Source organism: Streptomyces sp. NPDC055189 (assembly GCF_053606765.1).
The window spans coordinates 19,197-38,752 of sequence record NZ_JBSGSG010000038.1 but is presented as its reverse complement, the minus strand read 5'-3'; the positions used below and the strand labels follow the sequence as shown (position 1 = coordinate 38,752).

Here is a 19,556-nt window from a genome sequence, read left to right as displayed (position 1 = left end):
TGAGTCAGCGGGTGACCAGCTCTTGGGACAGGACGTGTTCGACCAGGGAGATCAGGACCTCCTTGCCGGACTCCCGGTCGCGCACGTCGCAGAGCAGGACGGGGGTGTCCGGGTTCAGGTCGAGCGCGCGGGCCACCGCGTCCGGGGTGTGACTGCGGACCCCGTCGAAGCAGTTGACCGCGACGATGAAAGGGATGCCGCGGCTTTCGAAGTAGTCCACGGCGGGGAAGCAGTCCGCGAGGCGGCGGGTGTCGGCGAGGACGACCGCACCGAGGCTGCCGGTGGCCAACTCGTCCCACACGAACCAGAACCGGTCCTGTCCGGGCGTGCCGAACAGGTACAGGGCGAGATCGTCGCGCAGGGAGATGCGCCCGAAGTCCATGGCGACCGTGGTCGTGGTCTTGGTGGCCACCCCCTCCAAATTGTCGACCGGGCGCGATGCTTCGGTGAGCGGTTCCTCGGTGCGCAGGGGGCGGATCTCGCTGACCGACTCCACCAGCGTGGTCTTTCCGACGCCGAAGCCGCCGGCGATCAGGAGCTTGAGCGCGGTGAAGTCGGCGGGCGCCGAATGCCGCGTGCGGTAGTGCCGGTCAGAGTGCGCGGAGGCCATTGATCACTTCTCGCAGAAGGTGGGCGGGAGGACGTTCTTTCCCGGTGGCGGTGGACTCGGGCGGGGTGATGTGGATCAGGCCCTGTGCCGTGAGGTCGCCGAGCAGGACCCGTACGACGCCCAGTGGCAGCCCCGAGTCCGACGCGAGATCCGCGACAGGGCGCGGGCCTTGGGCGCACCGGGCGAGCAGCGCGCGCTGCTCGGGCGGCAGCGGGCCGCGCGGGGTGGCGGCGGTGGGCCGGACGATCGCCATCAGGTCGACGCGTTCCGCGCCGTTGTCCGTGCGGGCGCGACCCGCGGTCATGGCGTAGAGCCGGACCAGAGGGCCGGCCTCCTCGTCGTACCGGTCGGCCCAGGCCTCGGAAGAGCGGTCGCCGGCATCGCCGCGGCGGCGGTTGGGGGGCCGGTCGGTCATGAGGCGGCGCCGTCCGGAGCGGGCGTGGCGTCGGTCCGTACGGGCACGGCCAGGTGTTCGTGCACCCGGTCGACCAGCAGGGCCATTTCGTAGGCGACCAGGCCGATGTCGGCGTGTCCGTCGGTGAACACGGCGATGCACGAGCCGTCGCCTGCGGCGATCACGAAGAGGAAGCCGCCCTGCAGCTCGATCATCGTCTGGACGACGCCGCCCGCGTCGAAGTGCCGGCCCGCCCCCTTGGCCAGGGAGTGGAAGCCGGAGGCGATGGCGGCGAAGCGCTCGGACTCGTCGCGGCCCATGCCGTGCGAGGCGCCGACGCACAGGCCGTCGGTGGACAGCATGATCGCGTAGCGCACCTCCGTGACCCGGTCGACGAGGTCGTCCAGGAGCCAGTCGATGCCGCCCGCGCCGAGGTCGTTGCGCTGCTCGCCCAGTGAGGTGACGGAGTAGGTCGGCGTCATCGGTCGTGGAACCCTTCGTCGTTCGCTGCGTGGTGGTCGGGTGAGGGGCCCGGGGTGGCGGGGTCGGCCGGTTGGTCGCGGGCGGCCGAGGCGCGGCGCCGGCCGGAGCGCAGCGAGGCCATGGTGGCGCGGGCGGCTTCGGGGGAGCGGACGGCCGGGCTCGGGGCGGGGCCCGTGTCCGCGTCCTCGTCGTTGCGCAGTTCGGGCGCGAGGCTGGCCTGGCGCACCCGGCGCGGCAGTCCGTCCTCGGCGTCCCGGGCGCTGGTGGACGGCGCGGTGGGCGGGGTCGCGGGTGGTTGGGGTGTGGCGTGCCGGGCACGGCCGGGGAGTTGGCGGGGCGCGGGGGCATCATGCGGGAGGCGGGGCTGCGTGTCGGGGGCGGGCGCCGGCTGCTGGCCGTGCTGCCGCTGGGCGGGGATGTGCGCGACGGGCGGCTCGATGGACGGTGCGGGGGCGGGATCCACCGCTCGTGGCAACTCCGGTTCCGGCAGGGGCCGCAGGCCCGGGTGCGGGGCCTGCAGAAGCTGCTGGGGCAGGAAGACGAGGGCGGTGATGCCGCCGTAGACCGAGCGGCGCAGAGTCACGTCGAGGTGCTGGCGCTCGGCGAGGCGGTTGACCACGAACAGGCCGAGCTGGCGCGAGTCGAGCAGGTCGACGTCCGCGGCCCGGATCTTCTCGTTGGCGGCGGCGAGCGCCTCGTCGCCCATGCCGAGACCGCGGTCCTCGATCTCCAGGACGGCGCCCGCCCCGACCTCTTCGGCGCGTACCACCACGGGGGTGTGCGGCGGGGAGTAGGTGGCGGCGTTCTCGGTGAGTTCGGCGACGAGGTGGATGAGGTCGGCGACCGCCGAGCCGGACAGGCGCAGGTCGGGAATGTCGTGGAGCTGGACGCGCTCGATGTCCTGGGTCTCGGCGATGCCCGCGCGCACGGCATCGATCAGCGGGACCGGGTTGCGCCAGGCGCGGCCGGGCGCGGAGCCGGAGAGGATCAGCAGGGACTCGGCGTGGCGGCGCATGCGCGTCGTGAGGTGGTCCAGGCGGAAGAGGTCCTCCAGGTCGGTGGGGTTCTCGGTGCGGCGCTCCATGGTGTCCAGGAGCTCCAGCTGCCGGTGCAGCAGGAGCTGGCTGCGGCGGGCGAGGCTGACGTACACGCCGGAGACGCCCGTGAGTACGGCGGCGCGGCCCTCGACGGCGCGCAGTGCGGCGCGCTGCACCGTGGTCAGCGCGGCGCCGACCTGGCCGATCTCGTCGCGGACCGGTTTGTTGGAGAGCGGGGCCTCCTTCTCCAGGTCGAGGCCGTCGCCGCCGTGGATGCGGCGGATGGCGGCCGGGAGCCGGTGGGCGGCGAGTTCCAGCGCGGAGTTGCGCAGGCCGGTCAGGTCGTCGACGAGGCCGCGTCCGATGCGTACGGAGAGCAGGAGCGAGAGGAGCACACCGAGCAGGCCCAGGAGGACGGCGAGGCCGGAACTGCCCAGGTTCGCCAGGGAATAGGGCTGTGCGTCGGCACCCGTGGCGATCGCGCCCCGCTCGGCGGAGGCGAGCCCGGACAGGGTGGGAGCGGCGACGGAGTGCCAGTGCCCGGCGGTCACCGCGGTGGCGGCGCCGGAGGGGCCGGCGGCGAGGACGTCGTCCTGGGCGGTGGCGAGGTCGCCTGCGGCGCGGGAGCCGAGCACCGTGCGGTAGGCGGCGGCGTCTTCGGCCCGCAGGTCGGACACCGCCGCGTCGGCCAAGGCACGCTGGGTGGCGACATCGCCGACGAACGTACGGTACTGGGCCCCGGGCAGGCTCCCGCTCGCCTGCGCGGCGCCGAGCACCGCGTCCTGGCGGCTCAACGCCTCGCGGGAGCGGGCCAGTTCCAGGACGGTACGGGTGTCGGAGGCGCGGTCGGGCTGGTCGGCGCCCGCGAGCTTGGAGCGCACCGCGAACGCACGGTCGACCGCCCTGCCGTAATCGGACAGTACGGCGGCGGCGCTACGGGGGCTCGCGCGCCGCTCACCGAGCGACCCGGCGCTGTCGAGCAGGGAGCGGACCCGGCCGGGCAGCGCGGCGTCGAGGGCCGCGAGGTCGGTGCTGCTGGAGCGGACGCCCGCGCGCAGGGCCGTGACGGAGCGGTCCGTACGGGCCTGCGCGGTCTCGAAGTCGGCGCGGGCGGTGCCGCCGGGCGCGGCCTGGTACTTCAGCGCCCGGGCCCGCTCGTCCTGCACCGCGGAGGTGAACTGGGCGAGGGGCCGCACCAGGGTGGAGTCGACCTGGCGCAGCTGCTCGGTGGCCGAGACCTGCGAGGCGGTGGTGACGGCCGCGTGTCCCCACAGGGCCATCAGCGAGAGGACCGGCACGGTCAGCAGCGTGACGACCTTCGCGCGGATCGATTTGGGGCGCCAGCGTTCAGGCACCAGAGGGCGTACGGGCATGGCGAAGGGTCTCCTTGGCGGTGCAGGAGTGCGGGGGCGCGCGCAGTGCGTGGGCCCCCGGGGGAACGCGGGGCGCGCCGGCGTGCGTGACGCCGCGCGTGCCGCGGTGGGGAGAGGGAGGGGTGCGGGCCGGGGCGGCCCGGCTGCGGTCAGGCGACGGGAAGTTCGACCTCGTGCAGCGGACGGGCCGCGGCCTCGCTCTCGGCACGCTCACGCGCCGTGGGGGACAGCGCGACGAACGCGCAGGTCAAGAACAGGAAGGAACCCAGCACCACGGCCAGCGGCAGGATGAAGGCAGTGGCGCTCGCGCCCGGCAGGGGAGCGGTGCCGGCATGCACGTCCACCGTGACGGCGGCCATGCCCGTGTAGTGCATGCTGCTCACCGCCAGGCCCATCACGAGCGAGGCGACGGCCGCGACGGCCGGCCCCCGCACGGCCAGCGCGGCCCACAGGGCGGCGGAGGCGGCGGCGATCGCGATGAAGACGGAGAGCGCGACGAGCGCGGGATCGTACGAGATGGATCCGTTGAGCCGGACGGCGGCCATGCCGATGTAGTGCATCGCGGCGACGCCCAGTCCGGTGCCGACGCCGCCGAGCACGATGGAGCGCGCCCGGGAGTTGCCGTAGCCGGCGGTGAAGACGCCCGCGCCGACGACGGCGATGGCCACGACCAGGCTGAGCAGCGTCAGCGGGATGTCGTAACGGATCGCGGTGCCGTCGGCGGTGTAGCCGAGCATCGCGATGAAGTGCATGGTCCAGATGCCGGCGCCGATGGCGACGGAGGCGCTGATCAGCCAGTTCCTCTTGGACCGCCCCCCGGCTGCCAGCGCGCGCACGGTGCAGCGCAGTCCGAGCGCGGCGCCGACGACGGCCATGACATACGACAGGACCGGAGTGGCCCAGCCTCCTGCCATGTGGTGCATGTGACCCACGGGATTCCTCTCACTTGCTGTGTCGGCCCCCCGGCGACCGGGGACGCTAGCACGCAGTGGATCTCCTTACCGGAGGCACGAAATCCGCTTCTTGTGAGGGTTACCGAACAGTAAAGCCCGAGTTCACGGGCCTGCACGCCCATAGGACCATCACGGATCGCACACAAAGGTGCGACCCTTGTCACGCCGCGTATCGCACCCCCGGTGACACCGGGGGCGACACGCCCAGTTCCGGATATCCGGGACATGGCGGTGCAGCCTCCGCCCGGCGGACGGGCGCCGCGGGTGGACGCCGCAAGGTGCCTCCCCGCGGCGAATCCCGCGGAGCTGGCCATCCGTCACTTCTGCGGCGGAGCGGAGACCTTCCGCCGAGCGGGCAGCGCGGGCAGCCAGTGGGGGAGCCTTACGGCCGTCCGGTCGGCGGCGGCGAGTGCGCCCGAAGTGCTGCGGTCATGCCGCCAGGCGGGTGCCGCGGCGCCAGATGGCGCGGGTGTTGAGGGTGTCGCTGATGTTGCTGACCGGGTCGCCGTCGACCAGCAGAAGGTCTGCGCGCAGTCCCTCGGCGATGCGGCCCCGGTCGCTGAGGCGGAAGCGGCGGGCTGTGGTCGCCGTGGCCGCGCGCAGGGCACGCTCGGGGGTGAGGCCGGCAGCCACCAGGTATTGCAGTTCGTGGTGCAGGCTCGCTCCGTGCGCCAGGCCCCCGAAGAACGTCTCGGGCATGGAGACGTCGGTGCCGGCCAGCACGTCCACGTCGGCGGCGTCCAGCGCGCGCACGGTGTCGTACACGTCGTGGAGTTTGCCCTGCGGGTAGCGGCTGTAGCTGGAGCGCAGGGTCTGGTCCCACTTGCTGTCGAGGCGTGCGGCGACCCGGGGGTCGTCGGCGAGTTCGCTGCCGGTGATCCCCATCATCGAGGCATTGAGGGTGATGCAGGGAATGACGAACATGCCCGCATCCCTGATCACGTCGATGATCTCGGCGGTGTGCGGCTGGTCCATGAAGACGTGGGTGACGCCGTCGACGCCGGCTTCGGCTGCCATCCTGGTGGCCTCCACGGTCAGCGCGTGGGCCACGGTCAGGGCACCGTACTTCTTGGCTTCGGCGACCCCGGCGTTCACGGTGGCCTGGTCGAGCGCGGGCAGTCCGGGGTGTCCCTCCACGCTGCCGTCGTCGATCATGAACTTGATGAAGTCGGATCCCCGGCCGAGGAGTTGAGGGACGAAGGCGACGGCTTCCTCGGGGGTGCTGGAGAACGGCATCAGGGGCATCACCGGCGGGAGGTCCCACTTCGGCCGGAATCCCTCGGGCATCAGCTCGCTCGGGTGACCACCGGGCGGCGTGATGGCAAAGCCGGAGGAACGTACGTCAGCCAGGGTGTCGTCGTCGGTGATGGGCCCCCGGTTCTCGCGGGTGTTCATCCCCTGCATCTCCAGTTCGGTCGTCACCCCGAACCGGAGGGCGAGCGCCAGGGAGCCCGGAGCGGAGTGGACATGGGCGTCGATGAGTCCCGGCAGCAGTGTGGCACCGCTGCCGTCGACGATCTCGCTGCCCTCGGGAGCGTCGCCACCGACACGAACGATCCTCCCGCCGTCAATGACCACGGTCTGCACGCCGACCGCCTTCTCCCCGTCGAAGATCTGCGCGTTGGTGATCGCGGTGAGCGCCATGGCAGTCCGCCTCGTTTCCTCGTTCGTTCCAAATTTACATACCTAATGCTATGCACTTGTCTAGAGGTATGCAAATGTGTGGACCGGGCCTAGACTCACCCACATGAGCAGCGCGTCTTTCTCCGAGCGGCCTTCCGACGACCTGGCGCTGGACCAGATCGGCCCGGCGCTGTCACGCCTGCGGCGACGCGCACCGGCATCGGGCAAGGACCTCTCCCGCAACCTCGTACTCAATGTGATTGCCGATGCGCCGGGCGAGACGACCGTCGGTGGCCTCGCTGCCGAGATGGGCGTCGCCCAGCCGGTGGCCAGCCGGACCGTCGCCGCCTGCATCGAGGAGGGGCTGCTGTGCCGGGCGGCGTCCCAGTCCGACGGACGTCGCACCGTGCTCGAACTCACCGAATACGGCGAGGCCGAACGCAACCGCTTCGCCGCTGAACAGCGCAAAGCGTTCCAGGAGATCACTGCCGCCTGGTCGCCGGAGGAGCAGATCCAGTTCGCACGCCTGTTGGCTCGATACGGAGCTGACGCCACCGCCTGGTCCAGGAAACAGGCCGCAAGCCGCGACTGAACGAGCGGCGCCCCGGCCGAATCATGGCCAGGAGCCCGGGGCGGCACTCGGTGGGGGGCCTGTGAATCGCGGCGTACGCGAAGGACATGGACGAAGGACTTGGACGCGACGGCGAGCGTGGTCGCACACGCACACCCCGGTAGATTCCTTGGACGACCCGAGGAGATCCGTGATGCCCGAACGCCGCAGAGTTCTGTTCGTGACCGACCTCGCCTACCAAGCCCGGGGGCGGCGCTACTGCGACGAGGACATCTTCCTGTCCTCCCGACTGCGGGACGCCTTCGACATCGCCCTGTGCCACCCGCTGGATGCCGCTGCGCTCATGGACGCCTTTGACGGGGTCGTGGTCCGTAACAGCGGGCCTGTACTGCACTATCAGAAGGAATACGACGCTTTCCGGGAACAGGCCGCGGCCCGCGGTGCCAGGGTCTACAACCCGCTGTCCGGCCGGGGCGACATGGCGGGCAAGCAGTACCTGCTGGACTTGACCGCCGCCGGATACCCGGTCATCCCCACCATCGACCGTCCCGAGGACCTGCACCTGCTGCCCGAAGCCGGCCAGTACGCGGTCAAGCCCAAGGCGGGCGCGGACTCCATAGGCCTGACCTTCGTATCCGGCGGACAACTGGGCGACCTCACCTACGGCGACGTCCTTGTCCAGCCGCGCGTCGACTTCCGCTACGAGGTGTCCTTCTACTACGTCGACGACACCTTCCAGTACGCCCTCAACGCCCCCGATCCCGAGCGGCGCTGGGTCCTCGAACCCTACGAGCACACCGACGCCGACCTTGCCTTCGCCCGGCGATTCATCGACTGGAACACAATCGACCACGGCATCCAGCGCGTGGACGCCTGCCGCACCCGGGACGGCGAACTCCTCCTCGTCGAACTGGAAGACCTCAACCCCTACCTGTCCCTGGACCTGGTCCCCGAACAGACCCGTGACGCCTTCATAATGAGCATGACGGCGTCCCTCCACCGGTTCCTGGACACTCCTCCGCCCCGCTGAGGCGGCATCCTGCCACCTGCCCCGGTCCGGTAGTCGCAGCCTGTGCCATACGACGGGGAAGCGCTTGCGGCACCCTTGTGACGTCAGGCGGTGCGCTTCACGTGGCGGACCAGCCACATCAGCAGGGCGTCCAGGTCGGCGGCGGCCGAGAGGACCCGGTCGACTGCCTCAGGGGTGTGCAACCACTCCTCGCAGCCGAGGTGACGGGCGGCGATCAGAGAACGGTGACGCAGCAGGTTCGTACGGGCATGGTTCGCCGGGTAGCCACGTGGGGGGCGTTTCATCACGTCCCCGGAGATGTCGTAGCCCTTCTTCCGCACCTCCTCGAGGATGGCGGACAGCTCGCGGCCGCTGCCCTCGGAGGCCACGGCTTTGCGGAACATGTCCACCTGGCCGGGGTCGGGATACCACCAGGCGCCCTGGATCCACAGGCCGTCCAGGTCGAACCGGAGGTTGATCTCGATTTTGCGGCCGAGCCGGATCATCGCGCTCTGGTGCTGCCACCACCAGGAGTTGGTGCGGTGGTGCCAGACGGAGAAGTCCTGATAGCGGGGGTCGGTGTCCGCGACCTCGTTGAGCAGGGCGATCATCGGCTGCCGGACCAGGCGTTCGCGGTCCGCGCGACAGAGCTCGCGGGTCGCGTGGGTCGGTTCGCCCTGGAGCTGCCACAACACGTCCATGGCCTGCTCCGGCCAGCCGGTGAACTCTCCGCGCATGCGGGCAGGTTAGCTCACGCATGGTCCGGAGTAACCGTTCCCGGCCTGATGGATCGAGGTGAGCGGCTGCGCAGCCGGTCGGAGGTGCGGGTGGCGTTCCCCGGCAGGTCGTCGTCGCGGCCCAGGCCATGGTCAGTTCGGATCGCACGGCCTCGGCGACGTCCTGACCGACCCGGCGCCCGATAGTCGCTGGCCAGGCCAGGGTTGATTTCCATAGGTTGGCGTCATGACGAACGAGGGAGAGCCTACGCTCTACGTGAACCGCTGGGGCGACACACCGGGTCCGGCCCCGGGCGGGCCCGGGTCCTCCCGGGACCTGTGCTCGTGCATCTCCCAGTCCACGCCGCACCCGCGGGCCCGGGTCGGGTTCCATACCGAAGAGCAGGACACCTCTGCTCCGGGCTGGCAGCACCTGCTGGAGCTGGTGGAGGAGGCCGCCGACGACGGCCGGGAAGAGTTCCGCCCCCTGACCGAGCTCAGCGCCGAGGAGCGGCGGCAGGTCGTCACCCTGCCGCCGACCATCGCCAAGCTAACCGCGGTCAGGCATCTCGTGCTCTACGGCAGCAACCTGGTCCGTATCCCGCCCGAGATCGGAGCCATGAGCAGCCTGGAGGAGTTCACCCCCTACACCTCCTACCGGCTCCACTGGTTCCCCTACGAGATCACCCGGTGCCGCAAGCTGACCCGCAGCACGGTCAGCACGCGCGCGCTGTTCGGTAACTACAAGCTGCGCCCGCCCTTCCCCCGGCTTCACCCTTCCCCGGACGCCGCTGCCGCCGGGCCAGATCCGGCGCACCTCGATCCCCGGCGCTGGGGAACCACCGCCGTGCACAACTGCAGTGTCTGCGACCGGTCGGTCACACAGCGCGGATTCCACCAGGTGTGGATCTCGATCCGCGTGGCCACTGATGTGCTGCCCCTCCTGGTCAATGCCTGCTCACCCGAGTGTGTGGACGCGCTGCCCGACGGCGACGAGGACCACATCACCACACCCCACAAGGGCGGCCACATCGATCAACCGCCGTCTGACTGGGACTGACTGACCACCTGAGGACGGGCTGGGTTCCCTCTGCCGCAGGTGATCAGACGGCGTTGCCGCGGGCGATGTAGAGCTTCATGTCGGTGAAGTCGACGGTGATGTTGTAGGGCTTGTGGAAGGTGTGGAAGAAGGCCGCTCGCACATCGAACCCGTAGGGCGCGAGTGCGGCCTGCGGATGCGTCTCGCAGTAGATGTTGCGGGCGGCGGCGTTGCCCAGGCGGATCTCTGCGGGATAGCAGGGGTAGGTGACGGCGGGGTGGCTGTGGGCGAAGGTCCCGATCGGGCGGTCGTGGTCGGTACGGACTCCCAGCTGCTCGGCGGTCCGCCCGAACAGCACCGCGGCGCTTTCGCCGCCGCTTCCGCCGAAGTTCACGCCGACCACCCCGGTGCGGGAGCCGGCGATGCTGCCCCTGGTGTGCAGGTACTGCTCGGTCAGCCACAGCGGCAGGGGCTCGGCCCCCGCCCGCAGCGCGGCGGCGCGGGCCTTTCGTGCTGCTTCGGGGGTGCGGCGGCGCAGGATCAGTTGCCGGCCCGCGTAGTCGAAAGTGGTCAGCAGATGCTGGAAGACCCACGTGCCGATCATGCCGTCACTTCCGCCACTGCCAGCCTCTTGGCCCGACTCCGTCGACGACCAGCCCACCGGAACGTTGCGCAACTCGATCCCGCCCAGCCGGAAGGAGTCCAGGATCCCGTAGTACGCCCAGATGGCGCCGCCCTCGAAAACAACCTTCTGACGGGCGACGGGACGCAGACCGGCCTCCTTGGCCACCGCCGCACTCAGGCTCAGATTCGAGGCACCGGTGTAGAACGTGAACCGCTTGACCGGTCCGCCGTTGACCGAGGCCTCTATCAGCGGCATCGGGTCCATCTGCTGCAGCGGCAGCCGGGCGGCGTCGCCGTGGACCTGATACGGCTCGCCGCCGACTGCCGCGAACCACCGGGCGTAGGCCTTCTCGCCTGCCGCGCGCCAGTGCGGCGCGGAGAGGGCGAGCTTGTCCTGGCGCAGATAGCAGTCGCCCAGCAGTAAGTGGGTCTCCTTGTCGCCGGGCGCGAGCCCGAGGGCCGTCGTCAGATACTTCTCGGCGTCGGGGAACTTGCCGGCCAGCAGCCCTATATAGCCGCGGCGGCGCGCTGCGTGCAGGTTCCCGGGGTCTTTGTCCAAAACCCGCTCGTAGGCACGTCCGGCCTCCTCGAACTCCCCGGCCTCAAACAGTGCATCCGCGTTCCGGCTGCCGCCCAGCGCCGCGGCCGGACCGCCCAGCAGCGTCCCGGCGGCGGCAGCCCCCGTCCATACAGCAGCTCCCCGCAACAGCGAACGCCGTTCCCACGCCCGGTTCTTGGCCACGCCTTCTCCTCGTGATCGTCCTGTCGCCACGTGCTGAGCCGGCAGAGTCCCGAGGCGGCTGCCGTGCACGCTGTGGTGCGTGGCACTGACTGAAGACGATGCGCTGTTGCGGGGGCGTATGCGTTTTTTCATACGTCCCCGATACACCGCGAACCCCGGACGCCAGGCCAAGCCTTGGCACTCCCGGCGTGTCCACCTCACCCCCACCCCACCCAGACCCACCGCGGCTGCACGACCCTGGAAGAGGCGGGCTTCCACATCACGCGCCCCAAGTTCAAAGCACAGGCTCAGACTGCTCCCGGCCCACTGTGGTGCCACGCGTGACAGAGGTATCAATAGGGTGTCGCCCATGCCTGCCACACTGAGTTCCACAAAAACCGCCGCCGCGCTCCGCAGATCGGCACGGGTTTCCCTCGAGGTGCTGCTGGTGCTTGTGGCTGCTGCGGCAGCCCTGTGGATTCTGGGTCGGATGTGGTCGGTCCTCTGGCCGCTGGTAGTGGGCCTCTTGCTCACTACCCTGACCTGGCCTCCGGCTCGGTTCCTGCGCCGGCGCGGCTGGTCCCCCGCCCTGGCCGCCTCGGTGGTGACCGTGCTGTTCCTCCTGGTGGTCGCAGGCGTCGCGGCACTGATCGCGGTGCCGGTGGCGTCCGAGTCCGGCGAACTGGCCGACGGTGTGGCCGAGGGCATCGAGAAATTGCGCCAGTGGGCTGCCGGGCCGCCCTTCAACATCGACGACGCCCAGATCTCGGGCGGCATCGACTCGGCGACCGCGCGCATCAAGGACAGCGTCGGCAGCATGGTGACCACTGTCTTCACCGGAGTGAGCACCGTGTTGAACGGATTGGTCACCGCAGTTCTGGCGCTCTTCCTGATGTTCTTCTTCCTCAAGGACGGCCCGCGGTTCCTTCCGTGGCTCGCCCGTCAGCTCCCCGGCCGGCTCGCCACCGACGTCCCGGTCGTCGCCGCGCGCAGCTGGGACACCCTGGGTGCCTTCGTCCGTTCCCAGGCATTCGTCGGCCTGCTGGACGCCATCTTCATCGGCCTGGGCCTGTGGATCGTGGGTGTGCCCCTCGTGCTCCCGCTGGCGGTGCTGACCTTCGTCTCGGCGTTCGTACCGATCGTGGGCGCCGTGTTCGCCGGCTTGGTAGCGACACTCATCGCCTTGGTGTCCAACGGTCTGACAGACGCGTTGATCGTGCTGGCCATCATCCTCGTGGTCCAGCAACTCGAGGGCAACGTCTTCCAGCCGATCATCCAGAGCCGCGGGCTGGGCCTGCACGCCGCGGTGGTCCTGCTGGCGGTCACCCTGGGCGCGAACCTGGCCGGTGTCGTGGGCAGCCTGCTCGCGGTGCCCGTAGCCGGCCTGATCGCGGTGATCTGGAACTACCTGCGCGAGCAACTCAGCGACCCGCCACAGGAACCCGACACCGACGGCACACCCCCGGGCGCCACCGCTCCCTCCTAGCACTCCCGCGGCATCTCGCCGACTGACGCTCTGCCGACAGCGGGAACCCGGACGAAGGCCTCTGGCGTCCCAGCCCGCACGAGGCTTGCGCCGTACGGGGGTCGGGCATGAGCGACAGCACGCACAGCACGGCCGTGCGGCCGCACGGCAGCAGCGTCGGCGGCGGGTCGGCGTGTTGCTGTGCCCGTTGCCCGAGGGGCGCGGTGGCTTCGTTGTCGGTGGCCCGGACGCGGCGGCGTGGAATGGAACAGCCCTTGGCCGCCGCGTCGCTCTCCCACCCACTCGGTAGTTTCCTCTGCCTCGGGGCAAGAGGGCGCCGGGCAGCCTCAGACGATCCGTCAGAGCTCGACTTCGACATCGAGTTCGTCGTAGCGGCGCCGAGCTATGTCCTCCCGAGTCCCCGTGATCATGGTGAGGTAGGTCTCTCCGTGGGAGACAGAGCTCTCCGGGATGCGGATGAACAGTACGTCGCCGCGATCTTCCACGGGGTTGTGCCAAGCGCCGGAGTGGCCGCCGAGCTGGACTTCGTAGGTCCACGGCGCGTAGAGAACCCTGTCGATCTCGTCTACCAGCTTCTCCACGAGGTCAATCCGCTCGTCATCCCCTGCGGTGAAGTCCACCGCCTCCGGGGCGTCGGTCAAGTCATAGCGGGCGGGCGGGGTGGTGCCGGGCACCGGGTAAAGCGCGAACGGCTCGTGCAGTTTGGCGGCGTCCTTCTCCCTGCGCTCCGTCGGTGGGTGTTCGACGGTTTCGGTCCCGGCCGGCAGGTGGGTGATGACGCCTTCGCCGGGGTAGTTCGCGATTTCGGCGTGGATCACCACATGGCCGTCGGCGGGGAAGTCGATGTCGAGGATGCCGGTGGGTATGGCGGCGCAGTCGATGGTCAGCACATGCGGCAGCCCCCGGGGCGCCTCCATGTCCGGGGGCAGGTGGGCCAGTCCGGCAACCCGGGCGGCCGGTTGGGCCCCCTGCTTCAGCGCCTGCGGCAGCCTGTCGTAGGAGCAGAGGTGGACACAGGGGCGCAGGAGGCGGATGAAGGCCAGGGTCACCTGCTCGGGTACACCCAGGGTCTGTCCGGCGTCGAGAACGGCATCACGTACGTTCGATTCCATGAGCGCCACACTGCCATGCACCACTGACAGCTGACGCTATCCCCGGCCCCTGCGGGATCTTTGGGGGCTGTACACAGCGTCGGGTCCGGGGCGTCGGGCACAGCCGCATCCCTGGCCGGAGCATCCGCCCGCAGGCGACTCGTCCCCGGTGGTCGTGCAGCCCCTCGAACTGCCCTACGCGCGGGCCCTGTTGAGGCTCATAAGGTGCTCGGCCGACGCCGACTGAACACGTTCGTGTCGCACCGGTCTGCTCGGACCTTGCGTCGAGGGATGGTCGGCCCCGGGTTGTGTCGATGCGCTTGCCGTCCTGGCCGCTGGTCGAAGTCGGCGTGTCAACGGAGCGTGCTGCTCTCCGCCCACGACAACCTCGCCGGCTTCATCCGCCAGCTCTCGACAGGCAGGGGTTCCGCGTGGACCGACACGGCGCTGAGGTAAAGACCGTCACCGCTGAGCCGGAGCGTGGGAGGCAGGCTCTCGCTGAGGGCATCGGAAACCTCGGCGGTCGGGTAGCCGAAGAGGTCGATGCCGCGGAGGACGAGTGGGCAGGCCGACGGCCCGGTGGGCGTGAAGGGGCCGCGGGTGAGGCCGATGCCGGCCAGGCCGGGTGCGTCCTGGTGCCGGTCGTGGCGGTCCGTGGTGTCGCCGTATGCGTCGAGCGTCAGGCCCCGGTACTGCGCGCTGAAGGCCCAGCCGGCGCCACAGACCCAGCCATCGCGAACGTCCGCGATGGTGGCGACGGCCCACTGGGCGGTGCGCTCGTCCATGCCGAAGCGGAGGGTGCCGGCACCGCCGGGGAGCCGGAGGCCGACGTCGGGGAGCAACTCGAACATGCGGGGGATGGTCCCAATAAACGGCACTGCGCCACAAGCCGGTAACGACCATCCCCTGCTGCCGGCTTCCCCGGTGGCGTTACCTGTTCCTGCAGATCAGGCTGCTGCCACACGCTGATGACCGCCTCGTACGTGAATCTGCTTTGGGTGCGGATCCTGTGAAGTGACGGTCAGCTGTCGCCGGGCAGGTCGATGAAGGCGGCGCCGGTCTCGGCCATCCGCTGGACCGCATAGGCCGGGTCGATGAGTGCCTCGGGAGTGTGGATGCCCGGCGTGACGGGGTCGCCGCGCAGTTCGAGCAACCGCTCGACGCCGAGGGCGATGCCGAGTGCGGTCAGGGGTCGCTGGCCTGCCGGGTGGACCAGGCAGCGGCTCGTGCTGATCGGCGTACCTCCTCGGTCTGCTCCTTCGAGGTCGATCCGGACCTCGAAGGAAGCGGGCTCGCCGCGGCGCCGGCCCGCGGATTCCCCGACCGCGAAGTCGAAGCGGACGTTCGGCGCGTCCGTCGCGAGGGCGAGGCTTGGTACATCAAGGATGGCGATGCTCTGGCCGGGCAGGACGGTGCCGTCGGTACTGCGCACATCGGCCTGTGCGTCGGGGCCGTTGATCCAGGTGAAGACGCCGTCTTGGCGCACCAGTCCCGCCGAGGTGGCAGTGGACCACCGCTGCAGATCCGCTCTTCCCGCCGGCCCGCCGGTGTCCAGATCGTCCAGGACGGCACTGATCCGGATGGTGTCGATCCGGCCGAGCTGCCGGGCCCAGTGCAGTGCCGCGAGGGCGACGGTGCCGGCGCAGTAGTGACTGGCCATCAGGATCGGCGCGGCGTGTGCCTGCTGGGCGCCCGCGACGACCTCCGGCGCGATGTCAGCCAGGCCGCTGGAGATGCTGAGGTAGGGCAGCCCGCGATGCTGTGCGTAGCGCAGCCCGTGCAGGTGGTCGTCCCAAAGCGCGGCGATCACCGCCGAGTAGCGGTGATCGGCAGGGAGGCCGAGATCGCCGCGGCGCAGATCGATGGTTACGGCCGTTGCGGCGCCCAGGTCGTCGGCCACCCGCTGGGCACGCTCGAGGTCACGGCCCGCGATCGTCAGCGGGAGTGCCGGGTGCCATTGGCGCAGGAGGGCGGCGGTTGCCGCGCCTGCCTGACCCGTGCCGCCCATGATCAGTACTGGTTCCGTCTGTCCCACTGTCGGTTCCCCCCACATCCACGAAGCTACATTATGTAACCTACGTTTTGTAGCTTAGATTGGAGTGCGAACGCAAGGGAGGACCATGGCCACCACACCGACCCGCCTGTCCAAGCAGGCCAGGCGGGAGCAGCTGCTCGACACCGCCATGGCGATCGTGCGCACCCAGGGGACGGACGGTCTGACGCTGGTCACCCTCGCGGAAGCAGCCGGGGTGAGCAGACCCATCGCATACGACCACTTCGCCACGCGCCCCGGCCTGCTGCTCGCGCTCTACCGGCGACTCGACGAACACCACCGGGCCGCGATCAAACAGGCGTTGCAGGATGCGGCGCCCAGCGCCGGTGAGGTCGCCCGTGTCATCAGCACCGCCTACTTCGCCTGCGCCACCGACATGCCAGAGCTCGGCGCCATTTCCGCCGCGCTGAAAGGAAGCCCGGAAATGGAGGCGGTCCAGCTCGAGTTGACCGACAACTACACGGACCTGGTGGTCACGGCGCTGCTGCCGTACTCCGGGCTTTCGCCCAGCGCCCTCCAGCTGCGTTGCGTCGGCGTGCTGGGGGCGGCCGAGGCGCTTGCCGCCGAGCTGAACCGGGAGCGGGCAACCGACGGCGAAGCGGTCAGCACGCTGACCGACCTCATCGTGGGCGGCCTCGACGCCAAGGCCGACCGTTAGGGCCTGTTGCGCAGTCCTGATGAGGGTTTGGTCGTCCTCGCCGGTCAGCTCGCCGATGGCAGCGTCGGGCTCGTCCGGGGAACCTGAGGAAAGGCGGACAGCATCATGCACGACTACGTGAGCGATCTTCGGGCCCTGGTGGGACACCGGCCTCTGGTCCTTCCAGGCGCAGCGGTGCTGCTCACCGATGAGGGCGGCCAGGTCCTGCTGCTGGCGCGAGCGGACACCGGAGGGTGGGGCCTGCCCGGCGGGCTGATGGAACCCGGCGAGTGCCTCGAGGACACGGCCCGGCGCGAAGTACGGGAGGAAACCGGGCTCAGCTTCGGCGAGTTGGAGCTGTTCGGGGTCTACTCCGGGGCGGAGCAGTTCTACCGGTACCCCAATGGCGATGAGATCTACAACGTCACCGTCGTCTACCGTGCCCCCCTTCCCAGGGACAGCACCCCGCAGGTAGAAGGCCGGGAGAACACCGACTGGCAGTTGTTCCGGCCCGATCAACCCCCCGTAACGCTCATCGGCCCCGAGAAGCCGATCCTTGCCGACTATGCCCGGGCCGCCGCCCGCTCTGCGCCTCCGAACCCGGCTGCAACCCCCTTGACCGGCCCTCGATCTCCTTGGCCTGCTTGATCGCTAGCCGGCTTCGTGATCACCTCGGCTCCGTAGAAGGCGGCGGCCAGGGCGCGGGAAGCGCCGGTCGGCTTGATGTCGGTACATGTGAACCCGGGAGAAGCAGTGTCTTATCGTCTCAACGAGTACGAGCAGCCCATCGGTGAGCCGGTGCCGGGATGGTCGCCGCGTCCCCGGCCCGCAGCGGTCACCCTGGAGGGGGAGTACTGCCGGCTGGAGCCGCTGGACGCGGACCGGCACTCCGCCGAGCTGTACGCGGCGTACAGCGGCGGCAGCGATCAGCGGGACTGGACGTACATGTCCGTCGGCCCGTTCGAGTCGCTGGGGGACTACCGCCGCTACGCCGGTGAAGCGGCCGCCGGCAGTGACCCGCGGCACTACGCGGTGATCAGCCTCGCCGACGGAACGGCGACCGGGACGCTTTCGCTGATGCGGCAGGAACCGGCCCACGGTGTCGTCGAGGTCGGCAGCGTCATGTTCTCCCCGGCGATGAAGCGCCGTCCGATCTCGACCGAGGCCCAGTTCCTGGCCATGCGGTACGTCTTCGAGGAGCTCGGCTACCGGCGCTACGAATGGAAGTGCGACAGCCTCAACGCGCCCTCACGCACCACGGCCGCGCGTCTGGGCTTCACCTTCGAGGGAATCTTCCGGCAGGCCGTCGTGTACAAGGGCCGCACCCGCGACACCGCCTGGTACTCGATCATCGACACCGAGTGGCCTGCGGTCAGGGATGGTTTCGAGGCCTGGCTGTCACCCGACAACTTCGACGGTCAGGGGGCCCAACGGCGTTCGCTGGCCGACCTGCGAGCCAGCGCTGCCACGCGGCGGTGATCCGCAGGCGGTGCGGGAGTGGTGTGGCCCGCAGGGTCAGTTCCGCTCGTCGATCCCCGCTTTCGTGGTTCGGGTGAGTTTCGGGTCGCTGGCGGGGAACTGTGTTTTTCCTCCGGGGAAGAGGAGGAGGCCGTCTGGTGTCTCGGCCACCACGTCGGCATAGCTGTCGCCGTTGACGTCGAGTGGGGGCAGGGTGGCGCTGATCGATTCCCGGTTGTAGGTGGCCGCGTCATAGGCGGTGGCGCGGGTGGGTTCGGGGCCGGTGTCGTCGGTTGCGCCGGGCAGCAGCGTGAAGCGGCCCGCCTTGTCCTCGCCGGGAGTGGTGATCACCAGGTCCGGGTGCCCGTCACCGTTGATGTCGCCGGTGCCGGAGAGGGCACCGAACATGTCCTTGCCCTGCGAATCGCCGGGGATGCCGGGGGTTTCCTGGGTGTACACCGTGGTGCGCCGGCCGGTACCGGGGCCGCCCGCGGCGCCGAAGACGACGGTGAGCGCTCCCGCGTCCAGCCCGTCGGCCGGCGACGAAATGCCCCCTCCTCCCACGAGGAGGTCCGTGATGCCGTCGCCGTCCGCGTCGCCGGCCAGCGGGGTGAGGACTCCGTCCTCGATGCTGTTGTCCAGGCCCTTGGGCGGGGCGGCCGGGACGGGCCCTTCAGGGCTGCCGCGGAAGTAGGCGGCCGCGGGGATCGGGTCCGGGCCCGGCTCCACGTCGTCCGCATACGGCGGGCTCCCGGTGAAGAGCAGGTCATCGAAGCCGTCGCCGTCGAAGTCGCCGGCGGTGGCCCCGCCCCCGGCGGCTTTCCAGTCCTGGCCCGCCAGCCGGGCCGGGGCGCCGTCCCGGCCGAACGGGCCGTAGGCGATCCGCCCCGGTATCCGGGACGGGTCCTTCTCCTGCGCCCCCTTGCCGCGGTCGATCAGGTCCAGGGCCCCGTCACCGTTGACGTCGGCCACGGCCGTCGCGAGGAACTGGCGCTTGGCGGCCACGGTCACCGGATTGCCGAGGCCGTTCCTGCCGCCGAACATGACCACCGCCCGGTAGGCGGCGCCCGGTTCGGCCTTGCGGCCCGGTCGGGTTGGTTCACGGGTGGCGACCAGATCGGTGTACCCGTCGCCGTCGAGGTCGCCGCGGAGCAGCGGGCCGCTGTAGACGTCGCGGTAACGCGTGGCGCGGGCCGCGTCCAGTCCGTGTTTCGAGCCCGGGACGACGACTACATGCCAGGCCCATGAACCGCCGGAGGCACGTTCGGTTTCGACGGTGACGAAGTCGTCGTAGCCGTCCTTGTCGAAGTCGCCGGTGCCGGATTCGCTGCGGCCGTCGCGATCCGGCGGGGCCGGACGGCTGTGCCCGGTACCGCCGGCTCTCTCCTCCCGGCTACCGCCACTGCCTGTACAACCCGCCAGCAGCAGGGCCGTGCAGCCCAGCAGGGCGAGCGCGGACCGGGATGCAACCATGCGGGCTCCTGACGCAGGGCAGTGCCGGGGGAGTTGGACTTGCCACGTGTCACAGCACAACCAAGAACCGGGCAGGCATCCGCGGGCTTACCGACCGCCGCCCCTGAAGACCCGTACCCCGTGCCACTCGGACATCGATGGCACAAACCTAGTGATCAACAGCCTTCGATGGCAATGATCAGGGTTCGACGGCACAGGACAGAGG

19 protein-coding genes are annotated in these 19,556 nt (G+C 70.2%); 7 read left to right on the top strand and 12 right to left on the bottom strand.

The features are described 5' to 3' along the window. Window positions 1-4: 4 nt before the first annotated feature. The 6 genes from ACWFR3_RS25190 to ACWFR3_RS25165 all read right to left on the bottom strand — a co-directional run bounded on the left by ACWFR3_RS25190 (window position 5) and on the right by ACWFR3_RS25165 (window position 6,494). Entirely contained in the window at window positions 5-610 is a 606-nt protein-coding gene (locus ACWFR3_RS25190; RefSeq protein ID WP_453736885.1) for a GTP-binding protein, read from the bottom strand. After that, entirely contained in the window at window positions 591-1,025 is a 435-nt protein-coding gene (locus tag ACWFR3_RS25185; RefSeq protein ID WP_453736884.1) for a DUF742 domain-containing protein, read from the bottom strand. Before ACWFR3_RS25185 ends, ACWFR3_RS25190 begins: the two co-directional genes overlap by 20 nt. Next, window positions 1,022-1,486: a roadblock/LC7 domain-containing protein gene (locus ACWFR3_RS25180; protein WP_453736883.1), complete on the bottom strand. Its 465-nt coding sequence runs from the start codon at window positions 1,484-1,486 to the stop codon at window positions 1,022-1,024. Before ACWFR3_RS25180 ends, ACWFR3_RS25185 begins: the two co-directional genes overlap by 4 nt. After that, the gene (locus ACWFR3_RS25175; RefSeq protein ID WP_453736882.1) at window positions 1,483-3,897 is read right to left on the bottom strand and encodes a nitrate- and nitrite sensing domain-containing protein; all 2,415 of its coding nucleotides are present in this window, start codon (window positions 3,895-3,897) and stop codon (window positions 1,483-1,485) included. The genes ACWFR3_RS25180 and ACWFR3_RS25175 overlap by 4 nt, the downstream gene beginning before the upstream one ends. Before the next feature lie 149 nt (window positions 3,898-4,046). After that, the gene (locus ACWFR3_RS25170) at window positions 4,047-4,829 is read right to left on the bottom strand and encodes an MHYT domain-containing protein (protein ID WP_453736881.1); all 783 of its coding nucleotides are present in this window, start codon (window positions 4,827-4,829) and stop codon (window positions 4,047-4,049) included. Between the two features lie 450 nt (window positions 4,830-5,279). Continuing rightward, complete coding sequence (locus tag ACWFR3_RS25165) at window positions 5,280-6,494, bottom strand: amidohydrolase family protein (protein WP_453736880.1); 1,215 nt, start codon at window positions 6,492-6,494, stop codon at window positions 5,280-5,282. Between the two features lie 103 nt (window positions 6,495-6,597). Between ACWFR3_RS25165 and ACWFR3_RS25160 the strand changes: the two genes are divergently transcribed. Both ACWFR3_RS25160 and ACWFR3_RS25155 read left to right on the top strand, forming a co-directional pair. Continuing rightward, window positions 6,598-7,065: a MarR family winged helix-turn-helix transcriptional regulator gene (locus tag ACWFR3_RS25160; protein ID WP_453736879.1), complete on the top strand. Its 468-nt coding sequence runs from the start codon at window positions 6,598-6,600 to the stop codon at window positions 7,063-7,065. 172 nt (window positions 7,066-7,237) lie between these two features. Further along, window positions 7,238-8,074, top strand: a complete 837-nt coding sequence (locus tag ACWFR3_RS25155; RefSeq protein ID WP_453736878.1) for a hypothetical protein — start codon at window positions 7,238-7,240, stop codon at window positions 8,072-8,074. 83 nt (window positions 8,075-8,157) lie between these two features. Here ACWFR3_RS25155 and ACWFR3_RS25150 read toward each other — a convergent pair whose 3' ends face one another. Beyond that, complete coding sequence (locus ACWFR3_RS25150) at window positions 8,158-8,790, bottom strand: DUF2461 family protein (RefSeq protein WP_453736877.1); 633 nt, start codon at window positions 8,788-8,790, stop codon at window positions 8,158-8,160. Window positions 8,791-9,016: 226 nt separating this feature from the next. Between ACWFR3_RS25150 and ACWFR3_RS25145 the strand changes: the two genes are divergently transcribed. Beyond that, a complete protein-coding gene (locus ACWFR3_RS25145) occupies window positions 9,017-9,829 on the top strand; it encodes a leucine-rich repeat domain-containing protein (protein ID WP_453736876.1) in 813 nt (270 codons plus the stop codon). 43 nt (window positions 9,830-9,872) lie between these two features. On the opposite strand, the gene ACWFR3_RS25140 is transcribed toward ACWFR3_RS25145, so the two are convergent. Then, on the bottom strand, window positions 9,873-11,174 hold the full coding sequence (locus ACWFR3_RS25140; RefSeq protein WP_453736875.1) for a tetratricopeptide repeat protein: 1,302 nt from the start codon (window positions 11,172-11,174) through the stop codon (window positions 9,873-9,875). A gap of 349 nt (window positions 11,175-11,523) precedes the next feature. Here ACWFR3_RS25140 and ACWFR3_RS25135 point away from each other — a divergent pair, with 349 nt between their 5' ends. Further along, window positions 11,524-12,639 carry an AI-2E family transporter gene (locus tag ACWFR3_RS25135; RefSeq protein ID WP_453736874.1) on the top strand — a complete coding sequence of 372 codons (1,116 nt, stop codon included), beginning with the start codon at window positions 11,524-11,526 and terminating at the stop codon, window positions 12,637-12,639. Window positions 12,640-12,977: 338 nt separating this feature from the next. Here the strand turns inward: ACWFR3_RS25135 and ACWFR3_RS25130 are convergent, their stop codons facing one another. From ACWFR3_RS25130 to ACWFR3_RS25120, 3 genes are all read right to left on the bottom strand, one after another. Next, a complete protein-coding gene (locus tag ACWFR3_RS25130) occupies window positions 12,978-13,751 on the bottom strand; it encodes a hypothetical protein (RefSeq protein ID WP_453736873.1) in 774 nt (257 codons plus the stop codon). A 332-nt stretch (window positions 13,752-14,083) separates the two neighbouring features. Further along, entirely contained in the window at window positions 14,084-14,581 is a 498-nt protein-coding gene (locus ACWFR3_RS25125) for a hypothetical protein (protein WP_453736872.1), read from the bottom strand. Window positions 14,582-14,751: 170 nt separating this feature from the next. Next, window positions 14,752-15,765, bottom strand: coding sequence for a saccharopine dehydrogenase (locus ACWFR3_RS25120; RefSeq protein WP_453736871.1), 1,014 nt, complete (start codon window positions 15,763-15,765; stop codon window positions 14,752-14,754). Window positions 15,766-15,850: 85 nt separating this feature from the next. On the opposite strand from ACWFR3_RS25120, the gene ACWFR3_RS25115 reads away from it, so the two are divergent. The 3 genes from ACWFR3_RS25115 to ACWFR3_RS25105 all read left to right on the top strand — a co-directional run bounded on the left by ACWFR3_RS25115 (window position 15,851) and on the right by ACWFR3_RS25105 (window position 17,899). After that, window positions 15,851-16,441, top strand: coding sequence for a TetR/AcrR family transcriptional regulator (locus tag ACWFR3_RS25115; protein WP_453736870.1), 591 nt, complete (start codon window positions 15,851-15,853; stop codon window positions 16,439-16,441). Window positions 16,442-16,546: 105 nt separating this feature from the next. Continuing rightward, complete coding sequence (locus tag ACWFR3_RS25110; RefSeq protein ID WP_453736869.1) at window positions 16,547-17,068, top strand: NUDIX hydrolase; 522 nt, start codon at window positions 16,547-16,549, stop codon at window positions 17,066-17,068. Between the two features lie 105 nt (window positions 17,069-17,173). Next, complete coding sequence (locus ACWFR3_RS25105) at window positions 17,174-17,899, top strand: GNAT family N-acetyltransferase (protein WP_453736868.1); 726 nt, start codon at window positions 17,174-17,176, stop codon at window positions 17,897-17,899. Window positions 17,900-17,935: 36 nt separating this feature from the next. On the opposite strand, the gene ACWFR3_RS25100 is transcribed toward ACWFR3_RS25105, so the two are convergent. Continuing rightward, on the bottom strand, window positions 17,936-19,351 hold the full coding sequence (locus tag ACWFR3_RS25100; RefSeq protein WP_453736867.1) for an FG-GAP and VCBS repeat-containing protein: 1,416 nt from the start codon (window positions 19,349-19,351) through the stop codon (window positions 17,936-17,938). Between the last annotated feature and the right edge of the window lie 205 nt (window positions 19,352-19,556).